11 protein-coding genes are annotated in these 11,118 nt (G+C 63.2%); 8 read left to right on the top strand and 3 right to left on the bottom strand.

Annotated features, from left to right (window positions below):
* Positions 1 to 837 (top strand): nicotinate-nucleotide--dimethylbenzimidazole phosphoribosyltransferase (cobT, locus tag V6M52_RS10180; RefSeq protein WP_332700938.1); only part of this gene is annotated, 837 nt, incomplete at its 5' end.
* A 103-nt stretch (positions 838 to 940) separates the two neighbouring features.
* Here the strand turns inward: cobT and V6M52_RS10175 are convergent.
* Positions 941 to 2,467: a sensor histidine kinase gene (locus V6M52_RS10175; RefSeq protein ID WP_332700937.1), complete on the bottom strand. Its 1,527-nt coding sequence runs from the start codon at positions 2,465 to 2,467 to the stop codon at positions 941 to 943.
* Positions 2,468 to 2,614: 147 nt separating this feature from the next.
* On the opposite strand from V6M52_RS10175, the gene V6M52_RS10170 reads away from it, so the two are divergent.
* From V6M52_RS10170 to V6M52_RS10160, 3 genes are all read left to right on the top strand, one after another.
* Positions 2,615 to 3,127: a thermonuclease family protein gene (locus V6M52_RS10170; RefSeq protein ID WP_332700936.1), complete on the top strand. Its 513-nt coding sequence runs from the start codon at positions 2,615 to 2,617 to the stop codon at positions 3,125 to 3,127.
* Positions 3,128 to 3,277: 150 nt separating this feature from the next.
* Positions 3,278 to 3,757 carry an Lrp/AsnC family transcriptional regulator gene (locus V6M52_RS10165; RefSeq protein WP_332687602.1) on the top strand — a complete coding sequence of 160 codons (480 nt, stop codon included), beginning with the start codon at positions 3,278 to 3,280 and terminating at the stop codon, positions 3,755 to 3,757.
* Positions 3,758 to 4,159 (top strand): VOC family protein, encoded by a 402-nt coding sequence (locus V6M52_RS10160; RefSeq protein WP_332687598.1) that lies wholly within the window; start codon positions 3,758 to 3,760, stop codon positions 4,157 to 4,159.
* On the opposite strand, the gene moaA is transcribed toward V6M52_RS10160, so the two are convergent.
* Together moaA and V6M52_RS10150 are read right to left on the bottom strand one after the other, a co-directional pair.
* A complete protein-coding gene (moaA, locus tag V6M52_RS10155; RefSeq protein WP_332700935.1) occupies positions 4,156 to 5,169 on the bottom strand; it encodes a GTP 3',8-cyclase MoaA in 1,014 nt (337 codons plus the stop codon). The two genes, V6M52_RS10160 and moaA, sit on opposite strands and share 4 nt — an antisense overlap.
* 103 nt (positions 5,170 to 5,272) lie before the next feature.
* Positions 5,273 to 5,809, bottom strand: a complete 537-nt coding sequence (locus V6M52_RS10150; RefSeq protein ID WP_332700934.1) for a L,D-transpeptidase — start codon at positions 5,807 to 5,809, stop codon at positions 5,273 to 5,275.
* Positions 5,810 to 6,126: 317 nt separating this feature from the next.
* On the opposite strand from V6M52_RS10150, the gene rpiA reads away from it, so the two are divergent.
* The 4 genes from rpiA (at position 6,127) to V6M52_RS10130 (ending at position 11,004) form a co-directional block, all read left to right on the top strand.
* Positions 6,127 to 6,822 (top strand): ribose-5-phosphate isomerase RpiA, encoded by a 696-nt coding sequence (gene rpiA / locus V6M52_RS10145; protein WP_332700933.1) that lies wholly within the window; start codon positions 6,127 to 6,129, stop codon positions 6,820 to 6,822.
* Positions 6,823 to 6,857: 35 nt separating this feature from the next.
* Positions 6,858 to 7,370 carry a DUF2059 domain-containing protein gene (locus tag V6M52_RS10140; protein ID WP_332700932.1) on the top strand — a complete coding sequence of 171 codons (513 nt, stop codon included), beginning with the start codon at positions 6,858 to 6,860 and terminating at the stop codon, positions 7,368 to 7,370.
* Between the two features lie 114 nt (positions 7,371 to 7,484).
* The gene (gene gorA, locus V6M52_RS10135) at positions 7,485 to 8,864 is read left to right on the top strand and encodes a glutathione-disulfide reductase (protein ID WP_332700931.1); all 1,380 of its coding nucleotides are present in this window, start codon (positions 7,485 to 7,487) and stop codon (positions 8,862 to 8,864) included.
* 763 nt (positions 8,865 to 9,627) lie between these two features.
* On the top strand, positions 9,628 to 11,004 hold the full coding sequence (locus V6M52_RS10130) for a class II 3-deoxy-7-phosphoheptulonate synthase (RefSeq protein WP_332700930.1): 1,377 nt from the start codon (positions 9,628 to 9,630) through the stop codon (positions 11,002 to 11,004).
* Positions 11,005 to 11,118: the final 114 nt, after the last annotated feature.

The following is an 11,118-nucleotide window of genomic DNA, read 5'->3' as shown; positions in this document are numbered from 1 at the left end:
CGGCTCGACAATCCCATGGTCACCATCTTTGCCGGCAATCATGGCGTCACCGATCAGGGCGTTTCTGCCTTCCCGCGCGAAGTCACGGCCCAGATGGTCGCCAATTTCACCAATGGCGGCGCGGCCATCTCCCAGATATGCGCGCTGCACGAAATCAATCTGCGCGTGTTCGAGCTGGCGCTGGAACTACCCACCGGCGATATCACCCTTGAGCCGGCGCTCGATGACAAGATGTGCGCCGCCACCATCGCCTATGGCATGGAAGCGATCGCCGGCAAGCCGGACCTGATCTGCATCGGCGAAATGGGCATCGGCAATACCACCGTCGCCGCCGCCATCTATGCTGCCCTCTATGGCGGCACTGGCGCCGACTGGGTCGGTCGCGGCACCGGCGTCGATGATGCCGGCCTCACCCGCAAGGCCGATGCAGTCGATCGCGCTCTGGCCCGCCACGCTGGCGAACTCGATCATCCGCTCGCCATCCTCGCCCGCGTGGGCGGCCGCGAGATCGCCGCCATGCTGGGCGCCCTGATTGCCGCTCGCCACCAGAAGGTCCCGGTGATCGTCGACGGTTTCGTCGCCACCAGCGCCGCCGCCATTGCCCACGCGGTTAACCCGGCCGCCATCGACCACTGCCTCTTCGCCCACACCTCTGCCGAGTCCGGCCACGCCCGCGCTCTTGCCGCCATGGGGCAGAAGGGGCTGCTCGATCTGGGCATGCGTCTGGGGGAGGGGAGTGGCGCGGCCCTCGCCGCTGTGCTGGCCAAGACGGCCCTGCACCTGCACAGCAACATGGCCACCTTCGAAAGCGCCGCCGTCAGCGGCAAGGAAGGCTAGGCCTTCTTCCACCTCTCCCTCTGGGGGAGAGGTCGGCGCGTAACGCCGGGTGAGGGGGGCCTATGCGGTGCTTGGGACTACTCCGTGGACCTCGCACCCGGTGCTAACCCACCTGCGAATAGATCTCCAGGCGGTTCTTCTTCTCCACCACCGGCGCCAGCGCATCCATAACCCGGGCGCGCGGGAAGGTGGCGATCACCTCGGTGCCGAAGCGCAGCTTGCTGAACAGGTCAAAGCGCCCCTGATGCAGTTCCATGATCTTTTGCACGATGGGCAGGCCGAGGCCGGCGCCCTGCTCGGCGGTCTTCTGGGCCAGCGATCCCTGTCCGAACGAGGATAGTACGGTCGCGATTTCGTCCTCGGGAATGCCCGGGCCGTTGTCCTTGACCGAAACCATCTGGCCGCCATCGGCGCTGCGGGTCACCACCAGCGTAACCTTGCCCTGCTGCGGCGTGAACTTGATGGCGTTGCTCAGCAGGTTGAGCACGACCTGGCGAATGGCCCGCTCATCGCCCCATAGCCTGGGGAGATTGTTGCCAACATTGTAGACCAGGTCGATGCCCTTGGCCTTGGCACGCAGTTCCATCATGCGGCGGCAGTCCTCGGCAATATCGACCAGCGAGACCACTTCCTCGTTGAGTTCGTATTTGCCCGCTTCGATGCGGCTGAGATCGAGCAGCTCGTTGATCAGGTTCAACAGATGCTGGCCGCTGCCATGGATGTCGCCGGCATATTCCTTGTATTGCGGCACCTGATGGGCTCCCAACAGCTCGGATTTCAGCACCTCGGAAAAACCGATAATGGCATTGAGTGGCGTACGCAGCTCATGGCTCATCGTGGCGAGGAACTGCGACTTGGCGATATTGGCCTGTTCGGCATGCCGGCGCGCTTCCTCCGACATCTGCCGCGCCTCCTCGAGTTCGCTGATCAGCGCGTCCTTTTCCGCCTGGTGGGAAATGGTCTCGAGTTCGGTGCTGTGCATTTGCCGCGCCAGGTAGACGAAAAACAATTCGCCGCAAATGGCCACTGCTGCGAGCGTGTAGTTGAGGGTACCCCCTAGCACGATCAGATTGCCGGAAACCGTCACCGTCACCGGCAGCGTGCTCATCAGCGTGGCGAGCGGCAAGGTGTGGGTTGCCACAGCATTGGCGGCGACGCTCACCAGCACCATCGCGAACATGACCGGTGTCAGGGTTTCCGGCTCGGCCACCAGCGTGAACAGGGCCAGCAGCGACCAGGCCAGGCCATAGATCGTCTCGCCGACGACGAAGCTGGTCGTCCACTCTCCGGCATTGAACTTCGATGGGTCGATATTCCTGAAGCGTTGCGCCATCAGCACGACGATCAGCAGGCTCAGGATCACCATTCCCGCCCATAGCGACGCGAACACCACCGGCACCCAGAAGCTCGCCACTATGGACAGGATGGCCACGATGGCGGCCATCGGCAGCGCGGCGTCGAGCCGCGACTGCGCATAGTCCCGCATCAGTTCGAAGTCGTAATCGGCGCGGGTGCCTGAACTGGACGTGAGACGCTGGCGCGCGTCGAGCACTGTCTTCTGTGCAGCGCGCTTGCCGTCACGTCCCATCTGCGAACGGACGTCATCGATGACAGCCGGCTGGGACACCATGAACTCGTTACTCGTTACTAAATAATGCGAATAGAAACGGTATTCGCTACGCTAGGCGCAACACTAGCGACCGCGTAGTTAACGGGCGGTGAAATCCGGGGTCGGCAACTGTATCGTTTTTCTCTCTTTCGCGGTCGGCGCGGAGCCGTGCTGGCAATTGTCATTCTGGCCGCCGCCGCGCTGCTCGCGGCGGTGCTTGATCAGCCCCTGCCACCTGTTGCCGGTAAGGCGCGCGCCAGCGACGGCGACAGTCTCCGGCTGGGCGAGGCGCGCATCCGTCTGCTCGGCCTCGACGCGCCGGAACTGGCCCAGGATTGTGATGGGGCGGATGGCCGGCCCTGGCCCTGCGGGCGCGCGGCGCGCGATCGGATGGCAGCATTGTTGTCCGGCGGCGCCGTGCAGTGTCGGCCCGAGGATACGGACCAGTACGGGCGCCTCCTGGCCACCTGCACCGCCGGCGGCAGCGACCTCGGTGCCGTCATGGTGGCGGAGGGGCTGGCCATTTCCTCCGGCCGCTACTGGACCGAGGAGGCGGCCGCTCGCCAGCGTCGCGCCGGCATCTGGGCCGGCGGTTTTGATACACCCAGGGACTGGCGGGATGACCATGCCCGGCCGCAGGGTGCATTTGGCTGGCTGCCGACCTTTTGGCCCCGAATTTAGGGCCGCTGGTTAACGAGTCATGGAGACTGTGTATCCACTTCTGTGACGCAAGATTATTGCTAATCTCGCCCGGATGTGGCAGTTATCCGGCCGATTTCGGGCTGATTTTGGGCGCAATTAGAAATCTGATTTCGCGGGGGTGGTATGGCTTTGGACAAGATCGACAGGAAAATACTTACTCTGCTGCAAAAAGACGCGACCATGCCGGTGGCTGAAATCGGTCGCAAGGTCGGCCTGTCCACCACGCCCTGCTGGCGCCGCATCCAGAAGATGGAAGAAGACGGTGTCATCCAGCGCCGTGTCGCAGTGCTTGACCCCACCAAGGTCAATGTCGGCGTAACGGTGTTCGTCTCGGTCAAGACCAACGAGCACAACGACACCTGGATGCGCAAATTTTCGGGCGTCATCGACGAATTCCCTGAAGTGGTCGAATTCTACCGCATGAGCGGGGAGGTCGATTACCTGATGCGCGTCGTGGTGCCCGACATTGGCGCCTATGACTCCTTCTACAAGAAGCTCATCAGCAGGATCAATCTGACCGATGTCAGCTCGGCCTTCGCCATGGGTCAGATCAAATACACCACCGCCCTGCCGCTCGATTTTGCCATAGTCGTGGACGACGACAAGTAAATGCTGCTCGGTTTTGAACATGTCGGCACCACGACGATCGACCTGGACAGGGCGATCGCCTTCTATTGCGGTCTGCTCGGGCTCACCGTGGCCCTCCGCAAGCATTACGATCGCGGCGAAGTGGCGTTTCTCGATACGGGTAGCGGCATGCTCGAAGTCGCTTGTCCAATTGCCGACGTTGCCCGTTCGCGCGATGTCCCGCCGCACGAGGCTGGCCTTCGCCACCTGACCTTTGCCTTTGACAGCCTCGATCCAATTGTCGCGCGGCTTGAGGCGGCGGGTTTCCCGATGATCGAAGGACCGCGCGCCGCCTATTACAACGAAGTGCTCAAGCGCTTGGCCTTCACCCGCGACCCCGACGGCATCCTGGTTGAACTGGTGGAACGGGCCGACGGCCGCTAACCACCCGTCACGCTCATATGCCGTCCCAGCGCCGGCTCCGGCCGGCTCCGGTCGATGACGAAATCGTGCCCCTTGGGCTTGATCAGCATGGCGTGATCCAGCGCCGCATCGAGCGCCTCGGGGCCACCCTCGCGCAATGCGTCGCGCAGATTGACCTGATCGTCCTGCCCCAGGCAGAGGAAAAGCTGCCCCGTCGCCGTTAGCCGGACGCGGTTGCAGCTTTCGCAGAAATTGTGGCTCATCGGCGTGATGAAGCCGAGCACGCCATCGGTTTCGGCCACATGCACATAGCGGGCAGGGCCCCCGGTGCGCTTGTCGAGCTTGGTGAGCGTATAGCGCCGCGCCAGCGTGTTGTGCAGTTCGCGCAGCGGCAGGTAGCTGTCGACCCGGTCAATGCCCACTTCGCCCAGCGGCATGCCTTCGATCAGCGTCAGCCCCATGCCGCGTCCATGCGCCCATGCCATCATCGGCTCGATCTCGTCGTCATTGACGCCGCGCATCGCCACCATGTTGATCTTGATCGCGAGGCCGGCTGCCTGCGCTGCGTCAATGCCCCCAAGCACGTCGCCAAGCCGCCCGCGCCGCGTGATGGCGGTGAAGCGGTCCGCATCCAGCGTATCCAGCGACACGTTGAGCCGCCGCACCCCGGCCTCGACCAACCCCTGCGCATGCCGGCGCAACTGGCTTCCATTGGTGGTCAGGGTCAATTCGTCCAGCCCCTTGCCGATCCGCCTCCCCAGCGTGGCGACAAGGTCCATGATATCGCGCCGCACCAGCGGCTCGCCGCCAGTCAGCCGGATCTTGTTCGTCCCCCGCGCAATGAAGGCGCCCGCGATGGCTTCGATTTCCTCAAAGCTCAGCACATCCTTCTTGGGCAGGAAGGTCATGTCCTCCGCCATGCAATAGACGCAGCGAAAATCGCACCGGTCCGTCACCGAAATGCGCAGATAGGACACATGCCGCCCATAGCGGTCGATAAGCGGGCGGACGGGGGGCGTGGCATTGGTCATGCAGCAAACATACAGCCTGTTGCCCCGCCTTCAAAGCCGCAGCCAAGAAAAAAGGACCGCCCTTTGGCGGTCCTTCTGGCAATTTCTACGAAGCTTAAAGCTGTTAGTGGTTGACGACGATGGTCGCCCCAACCTGAACACGCTCATAGAGATCGGCCACATCGTCATTGGTGAGGCGGATGCAGCCCGACGAGACCGCCTGGCCAATCGACCAGGGCTCGGACGTACCGTGGACGCGATAGAGCGTCGAGCCGATGTAAAGCGCGCGCGCACCAAGCGGATTGTCGGGGCCACCGGGCATGAAGGCCGGCAGGTCCGGGACGCGCTTGCGCATCTGCGGCGGCGGGGTCCAGCCTGGCCACTCGGCCTTGCGGGTAATCCGGTGCGTGCCCGACCACGTGAAGCCGTCGCGGCCGACGCCGACGCCGTACTTCATGGCCTTGCCGTCATCGAGCACCAGATAGAGCCGGCGCTCGCCGGTCTCGATCACGATGGTGCCCGGCTTGTGCCTGGTCTGGTACGTCACAATTTCCTTGCGGACCGGGCTGCCCGAGCGCGGGCGCGCGCGCTGCGCTATCTCGCTTGCCTCGACCCAGTTGGCGCTGTTGGGGTCATATACCAGCGCCGCGGTAGCAGGCATGGCGCTGCTCGCCGACAAGAGTATCGACAGCCCGATTGCTATCGCTGACTTGATATTGAACATCTGACGACTGTGGCCTCTGAAATAGAACGGATATTGATTCGTCCGCCCCAAGAATTGCGGTTGCTTACGCGTTTTGCGATAGTGCGGAAAGAGGCGTTCGCCTCGAAATCGCCACACCCGCCCCACCTTCGCCAATATGTGTTGCCAGCAAGTTACAGTGCCCACTCACCAATCCGTGATCTACCGCCTTTGGTGGCATTGACTCGCGGCCGAACCCCTGCAATTGCGGGCGTGCAAAACACCGCGAGGCGACGATGAGCGAGGATTTGAAACGCCAGGCTGCCGCCATGGCATTGGCCGGCATACGGCCCGGCATGCGGCTTGGCCTCGGCACGGGTTCGACCGCCCGCCACTTTGTCGACCTGCTCGGTCAGAAAGTCGCCGCGGGCTTTGACTGCCTCTGCGTGCCGACCTCTGAGGCAACGGCGCAGCAGGCCCGTTCGCTCGGCATTCCGCTGTCCGATCTTGAAACCCTCGACCGCCTCGACGTAACGATTGATGGCGCCGACGAGATCGATCCCCAGCTCAACCTCATAAAGGGCGCTGGCGGCGCCTTGCTGCGCGAAAAGATCGTCGCGGCCGCTTCCGACGCCATGATCGTCATCGCCGATGGCTCCAAGCTGGTGCAAACGCTCGGGCGTTTTCCCTTGCCCATCGAGGTCAACCTCTTCGGCCAGGGCGCCACGCGCCGCGCCGTGGCCGATGTCATGGCCAGTCATGGCGCCGAGGGCGAGCTGCGCCTGCGCGAGACGGCGCCGGGCACCCCCTATGTAACCGATGGCGGACACCTCATCCTCGATGCTTTTTTTGGCCGCATTTCGCGACCAGAAGCGCTATCGCGCGACTTGCTCGATATCGCCGGGGTAGTGCAGCACGGGCTGTTCCTCAAAATGTGCAAGACGGCTTATGTGGCGACCGCGGATGGCGTAGAAACGCTTTCGGCTGGCTGAAACTGATGGATCGAGACAAGATGGGTTTTTCAACGATGACCGGTATTATGATGCGCGCCAAGGCGCTGGTAGCGCTGGCGCTGAGCGTCGCTATTCTCGCCCTTTCCCTGCCGGCCATGGCCCAGGAAGTGCCACCCGAGCAACTGGCTCTCGCCCGCAAATATATCGAACTGACCGACCGCGCCGCGGTGTACGAGATCACCCTTGTCGAAATCGGCATCGGCACCATGCGTCAGATCGTGACGCAGAATCCCGAATTGGTGGATGAAACCGACGAAGCTGTCGGCAAGATCCTGGAAGAATACCGCAATCGCAAGGGCGAGCTGCTCGACCAGTTTGCCCGCATCTACGCGGTGCGCTTCACCGTCGAGGAGCTGCAGGAGATCGTGGCCTTCTACGACTCGCCGACCGGCCAGAAGCTGGCGCAGGCCAATACCGAGGTGAACAGCGATCTGCAGGCCGTGCTGCAGGTCTTCACCAACAATACCCGCCCGGAATTCTTCGCCAAGGTCCGTGCCGAGCTGCGCGCCAAGGGCTTCGAGGTCTAGCAATAGGCGCCAGACGCATGGCAGTTATCGGACCCCGCCTTGTGCGGGGTCTTTTTTTGTGCGAAGCGCCATCCTACATCCATCGTCGAATTACGATCATTCCAGGGGACCTCCATGACCGCCAGCTTTGATCTCGTTGTTATCGGAGCCGGCTCCGGTGGCGTCCGCGCCGCCCGCATGGCCGCGACCTATGGCGCCAGGGTTGCCATTATCGAGGAGTTCCGCGTCGGCGGCACCTGCGTGATCCGTGGCTGCGTGCCCAAGAAGCTTTATGTCTATGCCAGCCGCTTCCGCGACCTGTTCGATGTCGCATCGAGCTTTGGCTGGCAGGTCGATGCCTCCTTTGATTGGCCCACCCTGGTGGCCGCCAAGGAAAAGGAAATCACCCGCCTGGAACACGCCTACACGGCCAACCTGGAAAAGCCCGGCGTCGAGATCATCAAGGATCGCGCCGTGGTCACGGGCCCCAATTCCGTGCATCTGGTCGGCCAGGATCGCAACCTCGACGCCAAATACATCCTCGTTGCCACTGGCGGGCACCCCTTTATTCCGCCCATCCCCGGCGCCGAGCTGGCCATTACCTCCAACGAAGTCTTTGACCTGCCGGCCCTGCCGCATTCGATCCTCATCGAGGGCGGCGGCTATATTGCCGTCGAATTCGCCACCGTCTTCGCCGGCCTCGGCGTCAACACCACGATCGTCTATCGCGGCGACTGCGTTCTCAGAACCTTCGACGACGATATGCGGCGCGGCCTGGAAGCCGGCCTCATCGACCGTGGCATCAAGCTGATCTACCAGACGACGATCAAGTCGCTCGCGCGGGCAGGGGACAACATATCCGCCACCTTCAGCGACGGCGTCACCGCACCCTATGGCGCCGTCATGTTCGCCACCGGCCGCTCCCCCAACGTCAAGGGCCTCGGTCTGGAATCGGCCGGCGTCAAGCTCACCGCCATGGGCGCAGTGGCTGTCGACGCCTGGTCGCAGTCCTCGGTGCCCTCGATTTACGCCGTGGGCGACGTCGCCGGCCGCGCCGCGCTCACCCCCGTCGCCATCCGCGAGGGCTGGTATTTCGCCGAGACGGTGTTCAACGACAATCCCATGGCCGTTGATCACTCCCAGATCCCCACCGCCGTGTTCTCCGAACCCGAGATCGGCGTCATCGGCCTTACCGAGGCCGAGGCCGCCACCCATGGCGATATCGATGTCTATCTCTCCCGCTTCCGCCCGATGATAAACACGCTATCCACCCGCACCGAGCGCATGATTTTGAAGCTCATCACCGAAACGGACGGCGGCAAGGTCCTGGGCTGCCACATCCTGGGGCCGGGCGCCGCCGAAATGATCCAGCTCGTCGCCATCCCAATGGGCATGGGCGCCACCAAGGCCGACTTCGACCGCGCCATGGCCCTCCACCCCTCCGCCGCCGAAGAACTGGTAACCTTCAAGGCCCCGACCTACACCTACCGGGGCGGACAGAAGAACGGCGGGTAGGCCAGCCACCACGCAAGCGGCAAACCCTCCCGGGCTCCAGACGAGGCGGCCCCACCCCCTCCCGGCCTCCCCCATCAAGGGGGAGGTGCGATTCAGTGGATGGGACTCAATCGCACCCCACGAGTGGAGCGAAACCTCCCCCTAGATGGGGGAGGTAGGAGGGGGTGAAGCCGCACGCTCAACGCGAAAGTCTCACAGTGCGGGAGGGGCTAAAGCTCCACTCCCGCTCGCCTTTCGGGTATCACCACAAACTTATCCCCGCCTGCCAAACCTCAGGCACAATGTCCCCATCTTCCCGCCAGAGCGCGATCATGACGAGTGATGAGCGGGCAAGACTGCCGGGGAGCATGGGTCGCCAGGCTCCCGCATGTATGCTGACCACCGGCTTCGCGCCGTCCCGCAGGGCAAATCTCTCCAGTGGAGAGATTTGAGGGTAGAAGGCCATGCGAGCTACGCTCGAATGGCACGAACCCCCTGGCGGAGCGACACGATAAAATCCGAAAGGGCGGCCGCTCGATGCGTGTGTGAAAAATCCCGGCGTGATGGCGAGACCGCGACCTCACCATTCTACTATCCAATTCGAGGCCGCGGCCTCGCCATCATCGCTCTCCGATAGGCGTGAGCGGCACCGAACCATCCGAAACCCGCACCACAGGCGGCGCTTCCGTTCGACCAATGGCCAGCCCCTTTCCTCTTGTCCCGCCCCGCCACCCTTGGTATTCCGCCCGCAGCAGCAAGTGATCTTGCGTAAGGAACCGCCGAGATGACCACCTGGACCCCCGATAGCTGGCGCAATAAGCCCATTTCCCAGGTTCCGGCCTATCCGGACCCGGCGGCGCTTGTCGAAGCCGAACGCCAGCTCGCGACCTTTCCGCCGCTGGTCTTTGCCGGCGAGGCCCGCGATCTCAAGGCCCGCCTGGCTTCCGTCGCCCGCGGGGAAGCCTTTCTGTTGCAGGGTGGCGATTGCGCCGAGAGCTTTGCCGAACACGGCGCCGACCATATCCGCGACTTTTTCCGCGTTTTCCTGCAGATGGCGGTGGTGCTGACCCACGGCGCATCCAAGCCCGTGGTCAAGGTCGGCCGCGTTGCCGGCCAGTTCGCCAAGCCGCGCTCCTCGGACACCGAAGTGATCGACGGCGTCGAACTGCCCTCCTATCGCGGCGACATCATCAACGACATCGCCTTCACCGAGAAGTCGCGCGTGCCAGATCCTGACCGTATGCTGCAAGCATACCGGCAGTCTGCTGCCACCTTGAACCTGCTGCGCGCCTTCTCCATGGGCGGCTATGCGGAACTGACCCGCATCCACGAATGGACCGTGGGCTTCATGAAGGGCTCCAACTGGTATCCGCGCTACGAGGAAGTGGCGCGCAAGATTGACGATGCCATCACCTTCATGGGCGCCCTCGGCCTCAATCCGGATAATACCCCGGCCCTTCGCCAGACCAGCTTCTTCACCAGCCACGAAGCCCTGCTGCTCGGCTATGAAGAGGCGTTGACGCGCCGCGACTCCATCACCAATGACTGGTACGCCACCTCCGGCCACATGCTGTGGATCGGCGACCGCACCCGCCAGCCCGATGCTGCCCATGTCGAATACTTCGCCGGCATCAAGAACCCCATCGGCATCAAATGCGGTCCGACGCTGTCCGGTGACGACCTGCTGCGCCTGCTCGACCGGCTCAATCCGACCGACGAAGCCGGCCGCATCACGCTCATTGCCCGCTTCGGCTCCGACAAGATTCACGATCACCTGCCACGCCTCATCGAGACCGTGCAGAAGGCCGGGCGTACTGTGGTCTGGTGTTCCGATCCAATGCACGGCAACACCATCAAGGCCTCCACCGGCTTCAAGACCCGGCCCTTTGACCGTGTCCTGTCCGAAGTGAAGTCCTTCTTCGAAATCCACCGCGACATGGGCACCTATGCCGGCGGCGTGCATATCGAAATGACCGGCGACGATGTCACCGAATGCGTCGGCGGCGTATCCGCAGTTACCGAAGCCTCCCTCTCGGACCGCTACAACACCTATTGCGACCCCCGCCTCAACGCCAGCCAGGCGCTGGAACTGGCCTTCCTTGTCGCTGAGGAAGTTCACGCCCAGAAGCCGCCCCGCCAGCATCTGGCTGCCGGCGAATAAACCGGCTGGCCGTGGGAAAACGGCTGGACGCGGGGCATTTAGCGGAACCTTAACCCTAACAGAGGATAAATTCTCCGGGACGACACGGCATCACCCCGGAGGATTAGATGAAGC

The organism is Devosia sp. (assembly GCF_036676215.1).
GTDB lineage: Bacteria > Pseudomonadota > Alphaproteobacteria > Rhizobiales > Devosiaceae > Devosia.
Note: the sequence above shows the minus strand (reverse complement) of the source record. Positions and strands in the feature narration are given on the sequence as shown.